General features: G+C 72.1%; 15 protein-coding genes and 1 pseudogene. 7 read left to right on the forward strand and 9 right to left on the reverse strand.

Translation table 11 applies throughout. The annotated features are described in order from the left end of the window. Positions 1-147 precede the first annotated feature (147 nt). Both Actob_RS12935 and Actob_RS12940 read left to right on the forward strand, forming a co-directional pair. Positions 148-2,265: an MMPL family transporter gene (locus Actob_RS12935; protein WP_284920399.1), complete on the forward strand. Its 2,118-nt coding sequence runs from the start codon at positions 148-150 to the stop codon at positions 2,263-2,265. Between the two features lie 379 nt (positions 2,266-2,644). Next, positions 2,645-2,971, forward strand: a complete 327-nt coding sequence (locus Actob_RS12940; protein ID WP_284920400.1) for a putative quinol monooxygenase — start codon at positions 2,645-2,647, stop codon at positions 2,969-2,971. Positions 2,972-3,061: 90 nt separating this feature from the next. On the opposite strand, the gene Actob_RS12945 is transcribed toward Actob_RS12940, so the two are convergent. Beyond that, positions 3,062-3,652 (reverse strand): SGNH/GDSL hydrolase family protein, encoded by a 591-nt coding sequence (locus Actob_RS12945; RefSeq protein ID WP_284922306.1) that lies wholly within the window; start codon positions 3,650-3,652, stop codon positions 3,062-3,064. Here Actob_RS12945 and Actob_RS12950 point away from each other — a divergent pair. After that, complete coding sequence (locus tag Actob_RS12950) at positions 3,630-3,932, forward strand: hypothetical protein (RefSeq protein ID WP_284922557.1); 303 nt, start codon at positions 3,630-3,632, stop codon at positions 3,930-3,932. The two genes, Actob_RS12945 and Actob_RS12950, sit on opposite strands and share 23 nt — an antisense overlap. Here the strand turns inward: Actob_RS12950 and Actob_RS12955 are convergent. The 4 genes and pseudogenes from Actob_RS12955 to Actob_RS12970 form a co-directional block, all read right to left on the reverse strand. Continuing rightward, positions 3,824-4,207 (reverse strand): annotated as a pseudogene (locus Actob_RS12955) (cellulose binding domain-containing protein); the annotation flags it as partial. The gene Actob_RS12950 and the pseudogene Actob_RS12955 sit on opposite strands and share 109 nt — an antisense overlap. 284 nt (positions 4,208-4,491) lie before the next feature. Further along, entirely contained in the window at positions 4,492-6,012 is a 1,521-nt protein-coding gene (locus Actob_RS12960; RefSeq protein ID WP_284920401.1) for a (Fe-S)-binding protein, read from the reverse strand. Then, positions 6,012-7,187 (reverse strand): FAD-binding oxidoreductase, encoded by a 1,176-nt coding sequence (locus Actob_RS12965; protein ID WP_284920402.1) that lies wholly within the window; start codon positions 7,185-7,187, stop codon positions 6,012-6,014. Before Actob_RS12965 ends, Actob_RS12960 begins: the two co-directional genes overlap by 1 nt. Then, complete coding sequence (locus Actob_RS12970) at positions 7,187-8,647, reverse strand: FAD-linked oxidase C-terminal domain-containing protein (RefSeq protein WP_284920403.1); 1,461 nt, start codon at positions 8,645-8,647, stop codon at positions 7,187-7,189. The genes Actob_RS12965 and Actob_RS12970 overlap by 1 nt, the downstream gene beginning before the upstream one ends. Positions 8,648-8,821: 174 nt before the next feature. Here Actob_RS12970 and Actob_RS12975 point away from each other — a divergent pair, with 174 nt between their 5' ends. Next, positions 8,822-9,511 (forward strand): hypothetical protein, encoded by a 690-nt coding sequence (locus Actob_RS12975; protein WP_284920404.1) that lies wholly within the window; start codon positions 8,822-8,824, stop codon positions 9,509-9,511. A 335-nt stretch (positions 9,512-9,846) separates the two neighbouring features. Continuing rightward, the gene (locus tag Actob_RS12980) at positions 9,847-10,257 is read left to right on the forward strand and encodes a helix-turn-helix domain-containing protein (protein ID WP_284920405.1); all 411 of its coding nucleotides are present in this window, start codon (positions 9,847-9,849) and stop codon (positions 10,255-10,257) included. On the opposite strand, the gene Actob_RS12985 is transcribed toward Actob_RS12980, so the two are convergent. Both Actob_RS12985 and Actob_RS12990 read right to left on the reverse strand, forming a co-directional pair. Beyond that, the gene (locus tag Actob_RS12985) at positions 10,205-11,308 is read right to left on the reverse strand and encodes an MAB_1171c family putative transporter (RefSeq protein ID WP_284920406.1); all 1,104 of its coding nucleotides are present in this window, start codon (positions 11,306-11,308) and stop codon (positions 10,205-10,207) included. The two genes, Actob_RS12980 and Actob_RS12985, sit on opposite strands and share 53 nt — an antisense overlap. After that, on the reverse strand, positions 11,305-11,775 hold the full coding sequence (locus Actob_RS12990) for a hypothetical protein (protein WP_284920407.1): 471 nt from the start codon (positions 11,773-11,775) through the stop codon (positions 11,305-11,307). The genes Actob_RS12985 and Actob_RS12990 overlap by 4 nt, the downstream gene beginning before the upstream one ends. A 193-nt stretch (positions 11,776-11,968) precedes the next feature. On the opposite strand from Actob_RS12990, the gene ppdK reads away from it, so the two are divergent. Then, a complete protein-coding gene (ppdK, locus tag Actob_RS12995) occupies positions 11,969-14,647 on the forward strand; it encodes a pyruvate, phosphate dikinase (RefSeq protein ID WP_284920408.1) in 2,679 nt (892 codons plus the stop codon). A 146-nt stretch (positions 14,648-14,793) separates the two neighbouring features. On the opposite strand, the gene Actob_RS13000 is transcribed toward ppdK, so the two are convergent. Beyond that, positions 14,794-15,711, reverse strand: a complete 918-nt coding sequence (locus tag Actob_RS13000) for a class I SAM-dependent methyltransferase (RefSeq protein WP_284920410.1) — start codon at positions 15,709-15,711, stop codon at positions 14,794-14,796. Between the two features lie 120 nt (positions 15,712-15,831). On the opposite strand from Actob_RS13000, the gene Actob_RS13005 reads away from it, so the two are divergent. Beyond that, positions 15,832-16,239, forward strand: a complete 408-nt coding sequence (locus Actob_RS13005) for a VOC family protein (protein ID WP_284920411.1) — start codon at positions 15,832-15,834, stop codon at positions 16,237-16,239. A gap of 613 nt (positions 16,240-16,852) precedes the next feature. On the opposite strand, the gene recQ is transcribed toward Actob_RS13005, so the two are convergent. Further along, on the reverse strand, positions 16,853-18,865 hold the full coding sequence (recQ, locus tag Actob_RS13010; protein ID WP_284920412.1) for a DNA helicase RecQ: 2,013 nt from the start codon (positions 18,863-18,865) through the stop codon (positions 16,853-16,855).

Raw genomic sequence — 18,865 nt, forward strand, 5'->3', positions numbered from 1 at the left:
ACGCCGTCGTCCGTACTGGACACTCCGGCTCGTACGCCCGGTGGCTTACCCCGCCCCTGAGGTATCCCTGATTCGCCCGTCCCGGGGTTCTGATCGATCTATCGGCGTGCTTACGCTCCGCCCGTCAGAGTTGTTGGGGGGAAAGCGATGACAACCGGATCCTTCGCCCGGCTGGTCTGCGGGCGCCGCACCAAGTGGGTGGTGCTGGCACTGTGGATCGTGATTCTGGTGTTCGCCGGATCGCAGGCGGGCAAGCTCGGCAGCGTCGAGAAAAACGACAACGCCTCCTGGCTGCCCGGCGACGCCGAGGCCACCCAGGTGGCTGACCTGCAGAAACAGTTCCAGCCGGACGACATCGTGCCGGCCATCATCGTCTACGAGCGCACCACCGGGATCACCCCGGCCGACCAGCAGAAGGCCGCTGCCGACGCCCAGGCGATCGCCTCGGTGCCCGGCGTCTCCGGCCAGATCCAGGGGCCGTTCCCGTCGCAGGACAAGGCCGCGCTCCAGGTCATCGTGCCGATCAAGATCGACACCGACGGCTGGGACAAGATCGCCGGCACGGTCGACGAGATCAAGACCATTACCGGTACGGGGGAGAACGGTCTCGCCGTCCACCTCACCGGCCCGGCCGGCGTGGCAGCCGACTCGGCCAGTGCCTTCGAGGGCATCGACGGCACCCTGCTCTACACCACGCTGATCGTGGTCGCGGTGATCCTGCTGGTCACCTATCGCAGCCCGGTGCTCTGGCTGCTGCCCATCATCACGGCGGGCGTCGCGCTGACCACCGCCCAGGCGGTCATCTACCTGCTCGCCGAGCACGCCGGGCTGGTGGTCAACGCGCAGAGCGCCGGCATCCTCACCGTGCTGGTCTTCGGTGCCGGCACCGACTACGCCCTGCTGCTGGTCGCCCGCTACCGCGAGGAACTGCGCCGGCACGCCGACCGGCACGAGGCGATGATCTTCGCGCTGCACCGGGCCGGTCCGGCGATCATCGCGAGCGCCGCGACGGTGGCGATCGGCATGTCCTGCCTGATGCTCGCCGAGGTGAACTCCACCCGGGGCCTCGGTCCGGTCGCCGCGCTCGGCATCGCTGTCGGGCTGCTCGCCATGATGACACTGCTCCCGGCCATGCTGGTGATCTGCGGCCGGTGGCTGTTCTGGCCGGTCCGCCCGCGGTACGGCACGCCCGAGCCGACAGCGACCGGCCTCTGGGCGCGGATGGGCAACCGGATCGCCCGCCGCCCGCGCACCGTCTGGATCACTACCACGGTGGTGCTCGGCGCGATGGTGCTCGGCCTGCTCCAGCTGGACGCGAACGGCCTCAGCCAGGAGGACTCGTTCACCAGCGACCAGCCGTCGGTGACCGGCCTGCAGGTGCTGTCCCGGCACTTCCCGGCCGGGCAGGGCCAGCCGGTCGTGGTGATCGCGAACGCGCCGCACCAGCAGGCGGTGCACGACGCGTTCGCCGCGGTCCCCGGCATCACCGAGGTGAGCGACCCGGTGGTGAAGAACGACCTGGTCCAGTTCGAGGGGACGCTGCAGGCCGCGCCGGACAGCCAGGCGGCCGAGGACACCGTCGTCGCGGTCCGCGCGGCGGTCCATCCGATCCCCGGCGCGGACGCCAAGGTCGGCGGCATGACGGCGCTGACCCTGGACATCAACGAGGCGAACAAGCACGACAACCGGGTGATCATCCCGCTGGTGCTGCTGGTCGTGCTGGTCATCCTCGCGGTCCTGCTGCGCTCGCTGATCGCCCCGATCCTGCTGATCGCCACCGTGGTGCTGTCGTTCGCGGCGGCGCTCGGGGTCAGCGCGCTGGTCTTCCGGCACGTGTTCGGGTTCGCCGGCGAGGACACCGCGTTCCCGCTGTTCGTCTTCGTCTTCCTGGTCGCCCTGGGCATCGACTACAACATCTTCCTGATGACCCGGGTCCGGGAGGAGGCCCGCGAGCACGGCACCCGGCGCGGCGCCCTGATCGGCCTGGCCGCCACCGGCGGCGTGATCACCTCGGCCGGCATCGTCCTGGCCGGCACGTTCGCGGCGCTCGGCAGCCTGCCGCTCGTCGCGTTCGCCGAGATCGGCTTCGCGGTGGCCTTCGGCGTCCTGCTGGACACCCTGATCGTCAGGTCGGTCCTGGTCACCGCACTCAACCTGGACGTCGGCCGCTGGATGTGGTGGCCCAGCGCCCTGTTCCGCCACGATCCGGCCGTCGACGCGCCGGTCTCCCCGGCGCCGGCCGTCCTGACGCCGCACTCCGACTGACCCCGGAGACCGCCGGCCCGCGCGAGGTCCGCTCCGGCTTCCGGCCATCCGATTTCGGTACGCGCTGAGCGGCGTACCGGAAATCGGCGGCCCGAGCCGGAGCGGACCTCGCGCGTTGTCACAGTCTGAACGCGGGCTTGGACCGTGCGTGAGCGCCCAGCGGAGTCGCCGGAAGGGTTGAAGGCGGTCCGCGTACCCGCATACCGGAAACACCCCTCCGTCGACGACGTGCCGGAACCCGTGGTGGCCGGCCCGCTCGACGTGCTGGCCGAGGTCGGCGCCGCACCGACCCGCACGTCGTCGAGGGGCAGCCCGTCAGGCCGCGTCCGGGTCGATGATGGGGGAACCCGGGTAACCGATAGCGCGAAAGGACACAGCGATGATCTTCATTACCGCGAAGTTCCTGATCAAGCCGGAGCACGCCGACGAGTGGCCGCGGATCGCCGCGCCCTTCACCGAGGCGACGCGGGCCGAGTTGGGCTGCCTGTGGTTCGAATGGTCCCGCGGCGTGGACAACCCGCAGGAGTACGTGCTGGTCGAAGCGTTCAGGGACGGTGCCGCGGGCGCCGAGCACGTCGGATCGGCCCACTTCAAGCAGGCGCAGCAGGATCTGCCCCGCTACCTGATGTCCACCCCGAAGATCGTCAGCCAGTCGGTGGACCAGCAGGGGTGGGCCGAACTCGGCGAGATGGCAGTGGACCACTGACCCGGCCGCCCCCTCGACTCGCCCACGTCCCGGCAGCCCCGGCGGGTCTACGGTGGCCCGGCCGGGCCTCGCCGGGCCCGGCCGGGACCGTCAGGACAGGGCGGCGGCGACCGCCGGATACCAGCGGTTGGCGATCTTCACGTTGCCGGCGTCGTTGGGATGCACGCCGTCGTAGGTGTCGGTGGCCGTGTCGAAGCCGGTCCACTGGTCGACCACGGTGATCGGCGAGCCGGCCGTGGTGAGGCCGGCCGCCCAGGCCGGGATCGCGGCGTCGAGTTCGACCACCCGCTGGGCGCAATCGGCGCAGGTCGACGGGTTCATCGGAATGATCTTCGCGACCAGGATCCTCATGCCGGGGTTGCTGGCGCGCATCTGCCCGACCAGTGTGGTGTAGGCGGCCAGGATGGTCGAGGTGGGCAGGTTGCTCCACGCGTCGTTGGTGCCGAAATGCATCAGCACGACGTCCGGGTCGGTCGCCGCCAGCCAGCCGGCCAGCAGGTTCTGACTGGCGACGTTGGTGACCAGGTACCCGCCGTGCCCCTCGTTCTCCCCGTCGTAGGGAAAGCCGCAGCCCTGCCCCGGCAACGTCCCGACGAAGTCGACCCGCTCGGCCGGGAGTTTCTGCCAGAGCAGCGCGCGCCAGCAGCCGGGAGAGCCGGTGATCGAGTCCCCGAGCGCCATGATCTTGGTCTTCGTCGCGGGGGAGGGCGAGGTCGAAGCCGACGGCGAGGTGGCCGGTGAGGTCGACGGGGTGCCCGGGATGGAAGGCGACGACGGGGTCACCCCGCCGTTGCACGCCATGCCATTCACCGAAAAATCGGCAGGTACCGGATTCGACCCGGTCCAGGACCCGTTGAACCCGATCGAAGCCGTGCCGCCGGTGCCCAGCGATCCGTTCCAGGCGGCGTTGCGCACGGTCACCGCCGCGCCCGACTGGCTGACCGACCCGTTCCACAGTTGAGTGATGGTCTGCCCGCCGGTGAACCGGAACCCCAGCGACCATGAGGTCACCGGGTCCCCGAGGTTCGTGATCTCCACCGCGGCCCCGAACCCGCCCGGCCACTGACTGGACACGGTGTACTTCACCGCACACCCGGTCGCCGCCTCAGCCCTGGTGGCAGTGGCAAACAGCGAGCCGGCGAGAAGGACGCAGGCGCTGGCGAGGACAGCCAGCCGTCGTCGATGCATCGTCTTGACCTCCGCATTGCATGGCCTTGGGAGCGCTCCCATCAACATACATCGATGAGCGGACGTATCGCGCCTCCGCCGCAGCCCCGCGCGGCCAGCCGGTTTGCCGCCGGCCAGCTCTCAACGCCGGCCCGCTGAGTCGCCGGCCCCAACCGAAAGGCCCGATCGGCGGCCGGTGCCGAGCGGCAGGTCCGATGGACGGCAGGTCCGACGGGGCCGGTTCTGGCCGGTAGGTCCGATCGGCGGCAGGTCCGTCAGCCGCCGATCCGTTCGGCGGCAGGTCCGTTCGGCGGCAGGTCTGTCAGGGGCCGGTCCGTTCGGCGGTCGATCCGTCAGCGGCCGGTCAGGGCGGCCGCCCCCAGATTGCGCAGGGACGCGTCCAGGACCTGGGCGGTGTGCGCCAACGCGATCTCCCCGCCCCGCCGCCGGACCGCCGCCGCCACCTGCATGAGGCAACCCGGGTTGGCGGTGACCAGCACCGACGCCCCGGTGTCCAGGACCGCCGCGGCCTTGCGATCGCCCAGCTGAGCGGCCGGCTCGGGGTTCAGCACGTTCCACACCCCGGCCGAGCCGCAGCAGATCTCCGCCTCGGCGATCTCGCGCAGCTCCAGCCCCGGGATGCCGCGCAGCAGCGCCCGGGGCTGGGCCCGGATGCCCTGCGCGTGCCCCAGATGGCAGGCGTCGTGATAGGCCACGGTGACCGGCAGCGGATACCTCGTCGCGACCGGCCCCAGCTCATCGAGCAGCTCCGCCAGATCCCGCACCTTCGCCGCGAAGGCCGCCGCCCGCGCCGCGTAGGCCGGGTCGTCGGCGAGCAACTCGCCGTACTCCTTCAGCGACGACCCGCATCCGGCCGCGTTCACCACGAAGTAGTCCATGCCCGTGCTCTCGAACGTGTCGATCAGCCGCCGGGCGAACCGCTCCGCCTCGGCCCGCCGCCCGTTGTGCACGCTCAGCGCCCCGCAACACCCCTGCCCGGCCGGGATCAGCACGTCACAGCCCTCCGCCGAGAGGATGCGCGCGGTCGCCGAGTTCACGTCCGGGAAGAACGCCGACTGCACGCACCCGGTCAGCATCCCCACCACGGCGCGCCGGGTGCCCCGGGCGGCGACCCGGCGCGGCGGCCGTGGCACCCCGCGCAGCCGCGGCGCCAGCGCGTCCAGCGTGGCCAGGGTGGGTGCGAGCCGGTCCAGCAGACCGCTGCGCGCGATCAATTTCTGCAAACCCGATTTCTGGTACGCCCACAGCGGCCCCCGCAGAGCCCGCAGCCGCCGTGGGTACGGGAACACCGCGAAGATCGCCCCGCGCAGCGCCCGCTCCCGCACCGTCCGCGGATGCCGCCGCTCCACCTGCGCCCGGGTGTCCTCGATCAGCCGGTCGTACCGCACCCCGGACGGGCACGCTGTCACACAGGACATGCAGCCGAGACACCTGTCGAAGTGGGTGACCATCGACTCGGTCAGCGGCTCGCCCTCGATGCCCTGCGCGATCAGATGGATCCGGCCACGCGGGGAGTCCATCTCCTCCCCCCACAGGACATAGGTCGGGCAGGTGGTCAGGCAGAACCCACAGTGCACGCAGTCGGCGACCAGCGCGGCGCTCGGCGGATGCACGTCGTCGAACGCACCCACCCCGGCCCCCGCCTCGGCCGCCCGCAGCACGTCCGGTGCCGCCGGACCGCGGCCGGCCGCCAGCGCGTCCGATGGTGTCGCTCCGCTGCCGGTGGCTGCCGGCGTATCGGGTGGTGTCGCTCCGGTGCCGGCGGCGGCCGGCGCGTCCGATGGTGTCCGTCCGCCGCCGGTGGCCTCCGGTGGGATCGGCCCCGTGCCCCGGGTGGCGTCCACATCAGCCATCAGATGCCTCCCACGAAACGGCCGGGCGCGAACCGATGCCCCGGATCGAACTGGTCCTTCACCCGGCGCATCAGCGCCAGTCCGGGCACCGGCCCCCACATGTCGAGGGTCTCCCGCACCCCGGCCGGCGCGGTCAGCACCACCGCGTGCCCGCCGGCCCGGACCGCCGCCGCGCGCAGCAGCTCGACGGCTCGCCCGGCCTCGACACACGCGTCCGGGCAGGCGCCGCCGGGCGGGAAGCCGGCGTAGAGCACTCCGGCCCCGGCCGAGCCGCGGACCGTCGCGCCGGCCCCGACCGCCGTCGCCACCAGCGCCGGGACCTGTGACAGCGTGCCGGTCAGCTTGATCCCGACGCCGCCGGCGGGCCAGGGCAGCACGTCCCACCACTCCGGCCGGGTATCGGACACCTCGCCGCCGAGCACCGCGGCGACGGCGGCGGCCCGCTGCCGCACGCCGGTCGCGGTGCCCTCCAGGAGCACGGCGAGCTCCGGCTCCGCGCCGGGCGCCGCGTTCACCTCGCACGCGCTGGCGGCGAACTGGCCACCCAGGATCCGGGCGGCGTGGCCGGGCGGGGCGGTAGCGCGTACGAAAAGGGCGGCGGCCGGAACCGGATGCAACCGGAAGACGCACTCGGTGATCAGCCCGAGGGTGCCGAAGGCGCCGGTGTAGAGCTTGCCCAGGTCATAACCGGCGACGTTCTTGACCACCTTGCCGCCGGCCCTGGTGACGGTCCCGTCCGGGCGCACCACGGTGATGCCGATCAGCAGGTCGCGGGCCGTGCCGTAACGCAGGCGGCGCGGACCCGACGCGTTCGCCGCGACAGTGCCGCCGGCCGTCGCGGCGGGTGGCGCGTCCAGCGCGAGCTGCTGGTCGGGCAGCTCGTGCAGCTCGGCCATCGGGGTGCCGGCCCGGACCACGGTGATCAGGTCGCCGGCGGCGTGCTCGACCACCCCGGTCAGCCGCCGGGTGTCGATGATCAGGTCCAGCTCGCGGGGCGGGACACCCCAGTCCAGCTTGGTCCCGCCGCCGCGGATCACCACGCTGAGCCCTCGGGCGGCGGTGATCAGCGCGGCCGCCTCGGCGGTGTCCCGCGGCGCGGCCACCAGCCGGGCCGGCACCCCGCCGACCGTGTCGCCGGCGCCGGCCGGGGTGGTCAGCTCGTCCAGGGCCGGCATCAGAAGATCTCCGCGACGTCGGGGGTGTGCCGCGGATGGGTGCCCTGCCGGCGGCCGGGGCGCTCCCCGCACAGCCGGGGGGTGGGGAACACCTTGCCCGGGTTGGCGATCCCGTCGGGGTCGAAGGCGCACCGGAGCAGCTGCATGGTGTCCAGGTCGGCGTCGCTGAACATCCGCGGCATGAAGGTCGCCTTGTCGACGCCGACGCCGTGCTCGCCGGTGATCGAACCGCCGTGCTCGATGCACAGCTCGAGGATCGCCCCGGACACCGTCTCGGCGCGCTCGGCCTGGCCGGGCACGGCGTCGTCGAAGAGCACCAGGGGATGCAGGTTGCCGTCGCCGGCGTGGAACACGTTGGCCACCCGGACGCCGTGCTCGGCGGCGACCTCGCCGATCCGGCGCAGCACCTCGGGCAGCGCGGTCCGCGGGATCACCCCGTCCTGCACGATGTAGTCGGGGCTGATCCGGCCGACAGCGGCGAACGCCGACTTGCGGCCCCGCCAGATCAGCGCCCGCTCGGTGTCGTCGGCGGCGATCCGGGTCTCGAACGCGCCGTGCTCCACGCAGAGCGCGCTGACCTCGTCGAACTGGGCGTCCACCTCGGCGGCCGGCCCGTCCAGCTCGACGATGAGCACCGCGCCCGCGCCCGCCGGATAGCCACACCTGACGGCGGCCTCGGCGGCCTCGATGGCCAGCGCGTCCATCATCTCGATCGCGGCCGGGACCACGCCGGCCGCGATGATCGCCGAGGTGGCGGCGCCGGCCTGGTCGGTGGAGGCGAACCCGGCGAGCAGGGTGCGGACCGCCTCGGGCAGCCGGGTCAGCTTGACCGTGACCTCGGTGGCCACCCCGAGCGTGCCCTCCGAGCCGACGAACGTGCCGAGCAGGTCGTAACCCGGGACGTCCGGCGCGAGGCCACCGAGCCGGACCGACTCGCCGTCCGGGGTGACCACCTCGACGCCCGTGACGTGGTTGGTGGTGAAGCCGTATTTCAGGCAGTGCGCCCCGCCGGAGTTCTCCGCGACGTTGCCGCCGATCGAGCAGATCTGCTGGCTGGACGGGTCGGGGGCGTAGTAGTAACCGTGCGGGGTGGCGGCCTTGGTGACCTGCAGGTTGATCACGCCGGGCTGGACGACGGCACGCTCGTCGTCGGGCCGGACGTCGAGGATCTCGCGCAGCTGGGAGGTCACGATCAGCACGCCCTCGGCATGGGGGAGTGCCCCGCCGGACAGGCCGGTGCCGGAGCCACGGGCCACGAACGGCACGCCGGCCGCGGCGCACTCCCGGACCACCGCGGCGACCTGAGCGGCGGTGGCCGGGAGGGCGACCAGGGCCGGGATGACCTTGTAGTGAGCGAGGCCGTCGCACTCGTAGGTCCGCAGCTCCTGCCGGTCGGTCAGGACCCGGGACGAACCGATGGCGGCCCGCAGCCGAGCCGCCAGAGCATCGATGCTGGTCATCGCAGGCCTCCTCGCTGACGCCTACCGCCACGCTATCGGTGATCGCTGCGGCGCGCGATGGTCGTCTCGCGCTCTGTGGAAAACCCGGCAGCCCTCGGTGGGCGTGGCGTCACGCCGTGTCGAAGCTGTGGACAGGCTTTTCGCGGGGCGGCCGCGGTCTGTCACTATGGCCGGATGCTCGTGACCGCCAGACCGCTCCGGGTCGCCGTCGCCGCCGCCTTCGCCCTGGTCGCGGTGGCCGGCTGCAGCTCGGACGACGAAGCGCCGGACGCCGGCCGGATCGAGGTGACCACCATGCGGGGCGCGTTCCTGCAGGCGGCCGACGTCGGCCCGACCTGGAGTGCGCCGGAGACCAGCGCCGACCCGCAGCAGATGGTGAGTTTCTGCGGCGGCGCCAGCACCCCGCCGGCGCTGCCGCCCGGCGCCGACCCGGTGTCCTCGTCGCTCGCCGACGAGGGCGAGACCGGCGCGCAGACCCTGGAGCAGCTCGCCCTGGTCTATCCGGATCAGAAAGCGGCGCAGGCCGGGCAGGCGCTGCTGCGCGCTGTCGCCGACGGCTGCCCGCCCACCGTCTCGGTGCCGGCCACGGCGACCACCGGCAAGTCGGAGCCGGCCTATGCCGAGACGGTCGACGTGCAGGAGCTCGACGAGGGCGGCTGGTCCGGGTTCGTGCTGATCCGGCACAAGAAGTACGAGGCGGCCCACCCCGGCACCGCGGACACCGCGGTGGCCGTGCTGACCACCCGTAACGTGGTGCTCGTCGACACCTACGCGATCTACCAGCTGAACAAGTCGGTGACCGCGCCCGGCTTCGAGGCGGACTGGCGCAAGCTGGTCGGATCAGTCGTCCAGCGGGTGGGATAGACAGGCGGACGCGCTTGGTCTAATGTTCGCGGTGCGCCGTTGCGAGTTCTTCCCCCGTGGAATTCGCAGCGGCGCCCTTATTGTGCCCGCCGCCGGGCGCGGTGGCGAAACTTGGTGCCACCATCGGACACTCCGGTGAAACTTTTCCCTCTCCCGGGCACTTCCTCGCGGCGAACCTTGAGCAGCGCTCAACCGTCGCCTAGGCTCATGCCTGGCTCATCAACCTCAGTTTATGGGCGCCGGCATCGGGGGATGTGCATCAGCCCGCCCGCACAGGGCGTCGTTGCTGCTCATGGCGTCCATCTGGGAGAGTCACCGGTGGGGGGTGGTGCGGAGTGGCCGCTGCAGGGGGGGTCTTCTCGATCGCGGGGAAGCTGGACCGGCTCTTCCGCACCACGGGCGGTGCGGAGCCCAGCCACATGGCCGTCGCCGAGGCGATCCGGGACGGACAGGGTGTCCCGATCTCGCACACCTACATCTGGCAGCTGCGCACCGGCCGCCGCGACAACCCGACGGTGCAGCACCTGACCGCCCTGGCCACCTATTTCGGCGTCCCGGTCGCCTACTTCCTCGACGACGAGCTGGCCGAGCGGGTCGACGCCCAGCTGGAGCTGCTGCGCAGCCTGCGCGCCGCCGGGGTCACCGAGATCGCGTTGCGGGCCGCCGACGTGTCGCCGCGGGGCCGGGCCACGATCAGCGAGGCGATCCGGCAGGTCTGGGAGTCCGAGCACCCGCCGGCCGGCTGAGTTCGCGGTACGCCGTGCTCACCCGGGACAGCCAGGCCACCTCGTCGGCCATCTCGGGGCCGACCGCCGCCCAGGAACCGTCCGGCTCGGCCGGTGGTTCGCCGAGCGCCCGCCGGCGCAGCGCCTCGATCAACGCCCGGGCCTCGGTCACCGCCGGGTCCTCCCCGGGTGGCGCGGCCGGGCCGGCCGGCAGGTGCTCGCGCAGCGCCAGCATGCCGTCCCGGATCTCGATCACCCGGCGGTACACCCGCAGCCGGGCACCTGCCGAGCCCGGGAAGGTCAGCGCCGACCGGGCCGGGGGCATCAGCACCACCTGGGGGAACGCCTGCCGGATCGCGTTCCACAACGGCCGCAGGACCGCCAGTGACCGGTACGCGTCGAACGTCGCCCGCAGCCGTGCCATCGGTGGAGCGGTGCCACCGGCCACGAACAGCACCACCCCGGCGGCGCGCAGCGCGTCCGGGTACACCTCCCAGGTCCCGAAGTCCACCCGCACCCCGCAGCCCCGGCCCAGCACCAGCACCAGGGTGCCGACGGAGTACCCGGCCAGCAGCAGGCTGCCGGCGCCCATCGCGAGCAGCCCGTCGCGCAGTGCCCCGGCCGGCGCGGCCCGCCGGACCGTCGCGCACGCCCAGCCGGCCAGCAGCAGCACCAGCGTCAGATAGCCCTCGAACACCACCCAGTACGCCGTCTGCAGCGGGGTCACCCCGGCGGTGAGCCGGTCCGGGCTGGCCGGCATCCCATGCCACCCGGCGAGCCCCAGGAAGACCAGCACCGCCGCGGTCAGCGCCCGCTGCCGGGACGCCCGCCCCGACCCGGTGACCAGCGAGATCAGTCGCAGCAGCAGGTACGCGGAGAGCACCCCGAACAGATGCGCCGGCACCGGCACGTCCCGCCCGGCGTCCAGCGCCGGCAGCGCCGCGGTGACCGCCAGCGCGCCGGCCAGCAGGCTGCCCCAGAGCAGCCGCTGCCGCCGGTTCTGCCGGATCGCCGGCAACCGGGCCAGCACCCCCAGCCAGAGAACGGCGGCGAGTGCGCTGCCCGCTGTCACAACGGGTGTGCGCCCAGGGCGCCGGCGAACCGGCCGAGCGGATCGTCGCGCTCCGGCATGGCGGCCGTCCTGATCATCGAGGCCAGCATCTCGGCCTCCCGCTCGTCGGCGGTGGTGTGCCCGCTGCGGCCCAGCGCCCGGACCACCAGCTCCGGGTCCAGATCCGGGAAGAGGTGCGCGAACGCCGGGCCGGCCGAGTGGTCACAGAGGATGTGCGCGATCTCGTGCAGCACGATGTGCTCGGCGTGCAGCGGGGTGGTGCCCGGATCGTAGAAGACGTGGTCGGCCGAGGGCAGCGCCAGCCACAGTCCGCAGGGCGCGCCGGTGCCCAGCCCGGACAGCGGCCGCCGATGCAGCGGGCGGCCGCGCCGCGCCGCCACTTCAGCGCTGAAAAGGTCGAGGTCGAAGGGGTGCGGGACGCGGATGCCACGCAGCCGCCGTTCGCAACGCCGGCGCAGACCCTCCATTACCGAAACGGTACCCGGTGGGTGCTCGATGCTCGTAACTGCGCGGAGAGAGCGTGATCTGATCAGGGACCTTCGCAGGGGTGTGGAAAAGTCCACGCGACTGTTAACTATTCGCCGTAGACGTGCTTAGCCTTACGAATCTCGGGGCACGAACGTATTCGGCCGCGGATTCTTAGGTGGAGGTGGGTGCGGCATGAAGTTCGTCTACGACTTCCATGAGGGCAACAAGGACCTCAAAGACCTGCTGGGTGGCAAGGGCGCCAATCTCGCGGAGATGACGAACCTCGGCCTGCCGGTGCCGCCCGGTTTCACCATCACCACCGAGGCCTGCCAGGAGTTCCTGCGCCACGGTACGCACGTGCCCGGGCTGGCCGCCGAGATCGACGAGCACCTGGCCGCGCTGGAGCGGAAGATGGGGCGGCGGCTCGGTGACCCGGACGACCCGCTGCTGGTGTCGGTGCGCTCCGGCGCCAAGTTCTCGATGCCCGGCATGATGGAGACCGTTCTCAACGTCGGGCTCAACGACGCGTCGGTGGCCGGGCTCTCCCGGCAGGCCGGCGGGAACGACCGGTTCGCCTGGGACTCCTACCGGCGGCTGATCCAGATGTTCGGCAAGACCGTGTGCGACGTGCCGGGCGACGAGTTCGAGGACGCGCTGCACGAGGCGAAGGCGGCCAAGGGTGTCAAGGACGACGTCCAGCTGGACGCTGACGATCTGAAGGCGCTGGTCACGGCGTACAAAAAGGTCTTTGTGAAACACACCGGGCATGACTTCCCGCAGGATCCGCGCGAGCAGATGGATCTGGCCGTGGCGGCCGTCTTCCGGTCGTGGAACGCGGACCGCGCGGTGTTGTACCGGCGGCAGGAGCGGATCCCGGCCGACCTGGGCACCGCTGTCAACGTGGTCGCCATGGTCTTCGGCAACCTCGGCACCGACTCCGGCACCGGCGTGGCGTTCACCCGCGACCCGGCCAGCGGCGAGCAGGGCGTCTACGGCGACTACCTGGCCAACGCGCAGGGCGAGGACGTGGTGGCCGGCATCCGCAACACGCTCGCGCTGGCCGAGCTGGAGAAACTGGACAAGCGCAGCTACGACGAGCTGATGCGGATCATGGCCACCCTGGAGGGCCACTACCGCGACCTGTGCGACATCGAGTTCACCATCGAGCGCGGCAAGCTGTGGATGCTGCAGACCCGGGTCGGCAAGCGGACCGCGGCGGCCGCCTTCACCATCGCCGCGCAGCTGGTCGACGAGGGCGTCATCGACCTGGACGAGGCGCTCACCCGGGTCACCGGCAGCCAGCTCGGCCAGCTGATGTTCCCGCGCTTCGACCTCAGCGGCGATCCCGCGCCGCTGACCCGCGGCATCGGCGCGTCCCCCGGCGCGGCCTACGGCGAGGTGGTCTTCACCTCGAAGCGGGCCACCGAGGTCGCCGCCTCGGGCAAGGCGGCGATCCTGGTCCGGCGGGAGACCAACCCGGACGACCTGCCCGGCATGATCGCGGCCAACGGGATCCTGACCAGCCGCGGCGGCAAGACGTCACACGCCGCGGTGGTGGCGCGCGGCATGGGCAAGACGTGTGTCTGCGGCGCCGACGAGATGGAGGTCGGGCCGGACTACTTCACGGTCGGCGCACAGCGGGTCGACGAGGGCGACGTCATCTCGATCGACGGCACCACCGGCCGGGTCTACCTCGGCGAGGTGCCGGTGCGGCCCAGCGAGGTGGTGCAGTACTTCGAGGGCGACCTGGACCCGGCACAGGCCAACGACCCGCTGGTGGCGGCGGTGCACCGGATCATCACGCACGCCGACGAGAAACGCCGGCTCAGCGTGCGGACCAACGCGGACACCGGCGCCGACGCGGCCCGGGCCCGCCGGTTCGGTGCCCAGGGGATCGGGCTCTGCCGTACCGAGCACATGTTCCTCGGCGACCGCCGCGAGCTGGTCGAACGGCTGATCCTGGCGCGCACCGACGCGGAACGGGAGGACGCGCTGGCCGCCCTGCAGCCGTTGCAGCGGGCCGACTTCCTGGAGATCTTCCGGGAGATGAACGGGCTGCCGGTCACCGTCCGGCTGATCGACCCGCCGCTGCACGAGTTCCTGCCGTCCCTGGAGGAGCTCGCGGTCAAGGTCGCCGTCGCGCACGAGCACGGCCAGCGGGTCGAGCACGACGAGCAGATGCTCGCCGCGGTCCGCCGGATGCACGAGCAGAACCCGATGCTGGGCCTGCGCGGAGTCCGGCTCGGCCTGGTCATTCCCGGACTCTTCGCCATGCAGGTCCGGGCCATCGCGGAGGCCGCCGTGGCGCTCGCCGCGGAGGGCGGCAACCCGCGGCCGGAGATCATGGTGCCGCTGGTCGGCGCGGTGCAGGAGCTGGAGACGGTCCGCGCCGAGGCCGAGAAGATCATCGCCGACGTGATCGGGGACTCCGGCGTCGAGGTGCTGATCGGCACGATGATCGAGGTACCGCGGGCGGCGCTGACCGCCGGGCAGATCGCCGAGGCGGCCGAGTTCTTCTCCTTCGGCACCAACGACCTGACCCAGATGGGCTGGGGCTTCTCCCGCGACGACGTGGAGGGCGCGTTCTTCTGGCGCTACCTGGAGCTCGGCATCTTCGGGATCAGCCCGTTCGAGTCGATCGACACCGAGGGCGTCGGCCGACTCGTCCGGATCGCCGCCGAGGAGGGCCGGGCCACCCGGCCGGGACTCAAGCTCGGGGTGTGCGGCGAGCACGGCGGTGACCCGGACTCGGTGCACTTCTTCCACGAGGTGGGGCTGGACTACGTGTCCTGCTCGCCGTTCCGGGTACCGATCGCGCGGCTGGAGGCCGGGCGGGCGGCGGTCGAGTCGGAGGGTTCCGACCACCGCTGATCAAGACCGGGCGGCCCCGCGACCATACGCGGCGGAAGCGGGGCCGCTCTTCGAAAGGGATCTCACCCGCGTTTTGGCACCCACCAGGCGGGTGAGATCCCTTTTCCTTCCGGGCCTGCTTGCTTCCTTCCGGACCCGCTCGTTTCTTATCGGGCCTTCGCGCCCAGCAGGGCGAAGAAGAGGGGCAGGCGTGGCTGGTCGTCCGGCAGCCGCCAGAAACCGTCGCCGGCCGGGACCATGTGCGGCCAGCGCGGCCAGGGGATCCGATCGCTTTCGCGCATCTTGCGTACGCCGATCCCGGCACCCACCAGCGCCGAAACGATCTCCCCGAGCCCGTGCTCCCACTCGTAACTGGTCGTCGCGGCGGTCAGCGGCGGCCCGTCGGTGTAGGTGTACGTGGCGTCCAGCTCGATGGCGCCCCGTCCCTCCAGATAGTCGTTGCGCAGCACCAGCGCCCGGTCGTCCTCGCCGCGCGGGACCAGGCCGAGCGAGCGCAGCACCGGGTGGAACTCCACGACGTACACCCGGCCGCCCGGCTTGAGCAGCGCGGCCACCGTCCTCGCCCAGCGGTCCAGGTCGGGCAGGTAGCAGAGCGCGCCCTTGCCGGTGTAGACCACGTCGAACGTGCGCCCGTCCAGCGCCTCCCGGGCGTCGTACACGTTGGCCCGCACGTACTCGACGTCGACATCGGACGCGGCGGCCAGCCGGCGGGCCTCCCGGATCGCCGCCTCGGAGAGGTCCAGCCCGACCACCGAGCGGGCCCCGCGCCTGGCGAACGCGGCGGTCTCGGTGCCCAGGTGACACTGCAGGTGCAGCACGTCGGCATCGGTCAGGTCGCCGAGGTCGTCCCACTCGTAGTCGGCGAACCAGCTCTCCGGGGCGCGGTGCGCCACGTCGTAGAACCGGCTGTTCAGGTGGATGGGGGTGCGCTCGTCCCAGTTCGCGGCGATGGCCGCCATGCGTTGCTCGGTCGCCTCGTCGAAGGTCGCCTCGTGCTGGGTCACCTCGTGCTGGGTGGCCTCGTCGAAGGTCGCCTCGTCGTGGATCGTCTCGTCGTGGGCCATCCGGCCTCCCTGGTCTCGTCCGGGTTAGGGCTGCGTCGATCCGTCGAAAAATGTCGGGGGGTCGGTCTAGCGTCCGGGGTGACAGCGTTCGACGGCAACTTCTACGCAAAGGAGCCTGTGATGGCGTCACGCCTCAACCCGTACCTGTCCTTCGACGGCAACGCCCGCGAGGCCATGGAGGCCTACCAGCGGATCTTCGGCGGTGAGCTGCGGGTCAGCACGTTCGGCGAGTTCGGCGCCCCCGACGAGTCGATCAAGGACAAGGTGATGCACGCGATGCTGGAGACGCCGCAGGGCTACACCCTGATGGCCTCCGACACCCCGCCCGGCATGCCGTTCAACCCCGGCACCACCAGCACGGTCAGCATCTCCGGCGATGCCGGCGACAACCTGCGCCAGTTCTGGGACAAACTCGCCGAGGGCGCCACCATCAACGTCCCCTTCGAGAAACAGATGTGGGGCGACGAGTTCGGCCAGCTGACCGACCGCTTCGGCGTCCCCTGGATGATCAACGTGGTCGCCTCCTGACAGGAACCGCTTTCCGGTACGCCCGGAGCACCGCCCCACCCGCACCAGCCCGGTCCCGTGGCCGCCCACGCGAGGCCGCGCGCCCCCAGACCGCTCCACGCCGCATGCCCCACCCACGCCAGCCCAGTCCCGTGGCTGCCCACAGGAGGCCCGCGCCCTCAGACCGCCCGCGCCGCACGGCCCAGCCGCCGCCGGCCGGTGTGCGGTCCGTGCCCGCGGGGCCAGGCAGTCCGCAGGTGCGGCGGATCCGAGCGGTCTGAGCGTGCGGCGGATCCGGGCGGGTCTGGGCGTGCGGCGGATCCGGGCGGGTCTGGGCGTGCGGCCGGTCTGTGCGGCCTGCCCGTGCGTGCGGCCCGCACGCGCGCCTGCGTGCATGGGCGGCGGCGTGCATGCGTGCGGTCCGGCCCGGGCGTGTGGCCCGGCCTGGGCGTGCGGTCCGGCTCGTGCATGCGGTCCGGCCCGTGGTCTCGGCCCGCCCGCGCGCCTGCGTGCAGCGTGCCCGGGCGTGCGGCGTGCGCCTGCGTATGGCCCGGCCTGGGCGTGTGGCACGGCACGGGCGTGTGGCCCGCGTCGACCGGCCCTTCGGCCGAGCCGACGCGCGTGCTCGGCCGGGCTACTCCTCCGGGCCGTCGTAGTAGTCGTAAGGCTCCTCGGGCGGCGGGAACAGGTCGTCGGCCGGCTGGTCGTCGTCGCGGGCGTAGGAGAGCGAGCCGGGGGAGTCACTCGCGGCGTCGGCGGCCGAGGCGCCGGCCTCGGCCGGGTCGTCGCCGCGGATCACCGACAGGACGTCGTCGCCGAACTTGGTCAGTTTGCTCTGGCCGACGCCGCTGACGGTGCCCAGCTGGTCGAGGGTGGTGGGGGACAGGACGGCGATGGCTCGCAGGGTCTTGTCGTGGAAGATGACGTAGGGCGGGACGCTCTGCTCCTTGGCGGTGGCGGCGCGCCAGGCACGCAGGCGTTCGAAGAGGGGCTCGGCCTCGGCGGGGAAGTCGGCCGGGGCCACCGCGGCGGCCCGGGACGACGAGGACGAGGACGAACCGCGGGAGCCGGCGCGCAGGCGCTGGGCCGGGATCTCGCGGCGCATCATGACGGTGGCCTCGCCGCGCAGGATGGTGGTGCTGCGCTCGGTGAGAACCAGGGTGCTGTACTCGCCCTCGACGGCCAGGTAACCGCCGGCCAGCAACTGGCGGACCACGCCGCGCCACTCGGTGTCGCGCAGCTCGGTGCCGATGCCGAAGACCGAGAGCTGGTCGTGGCGGAACTGGACGACCTTGTCGGTGCGCTTGCCCAGCAGGATGTCGATGGCCTGGCCGGCGCCGAACTTCTGGTTCCGCTCCTTCTTCAGCCGGAAGACGGTGGACAGCAGTTTCTGCGCGGCGACCGTGCCGTCCCAGGACTCCGGCGGGGTCAGACAGGTGTCGCAGTTGCCGCACGACGCGGCCGGCGCCTCCTGATCGAAATACGCCAGCAGCTGCCCCCGGCGACAGGAAACCGTCTCGCACAGGGCGAGCATCGCCTCCAGATGCCGGGCCGCGTTGCGGCGGAACGCGAGATCACCCTCCGAGCTGTCGATCATCTTGCGCTGCTGCACCACGTCCTGCAGCCCGTACGCCAGCCAGGCCGTCGACGGGAGCCCGTCGCGGCCGGCCCGCCCGGTCTCCTGGTAGTAGCCCTCCACGGATTTCGGCAGGTCCAGGTGGGCCACGAACCGCACGTCCGGCTTGTCGATGCCCATCCCGAAGGCGATCGTCGCGACCATCACCAGGCCCTCCTCGCGCAGGAAACGGGCCTGGTTGCGCGCCCGGGTCCGCGGGTCGAGGCCGGCGTGATAGGGCAGCGCGGGAATCCCGTTCTGGGTGAGGAACTCGGCGTGTTTGTCCACCGACGCCCGGGACAGGCAGTAGACGATCCCGGCGTCGCCCGGGTGCTCGGTGCGCAGCAGGTCGAGCAGCTGCCGTTTCGGCTCGTTTTTCGGAACGATCCGATACTGGATGTTGGGCCGGTCGAAGCTGGCGGTGAAGTGCCGCGCCTCGGTGAGTCGCAGCCGGGACGCGATCTCGTCGCGGGTGGCGGTGGTCGCGGTGGCGGTCAGCGCGATCCGCGGCACGTCCGGCCAGCGCTCGTGCAGCATCGACAGGGCCAGATAGTCGGGCCGGAAGTCGTGACCCCACTGCGACACGCAGTGCGCCTCGTCGATGGCGAACAGCGAGATCTTGCCCCGGTCGAGCAGCCGCTGCACGCCCGGCGTGCCGAGGCCCTCGGGCGCCACGTAGAGCAGGTCGAGCTCACCGGCGACGAACTCGGCCTCGACCAGGCGGCGCTCGTCGAGGTCCTGGGTCGAATTCAGGAAGTTCGCCCGGACGCCGAGGGTGCGCAGCGCGTCGACCTGGTCCTGCATCAGGGCGATCAGCGGCGAGATCACCACGCCGGTGCCCGGCCGGACCAGCGCCGGAATCTGGTAGCACAGCGACTTGCCGCCGCCGGTGGGCATCAGGACGAGGGCGTCGCCACCGTCGATCACGTGCTCGACGATCTCGCGCTGCTGCCCGCGGAACTCGGGGTAACCGAAGATGCGGTTGAGCGCGTCGGTGGCACTGGACACGGGAACGGGGGGAGCCGAAGTCAC

It is taken from the genome of Actinoplanes oblitus (assembly GCF_030252345.1).
Taxonomy (GTDB): Bacteria; Actinomycetota; Actinomycetes; order Mycobacteriales; family Micromonosporaceae; genus Actinoplanes; species Actinoplanes oblitus.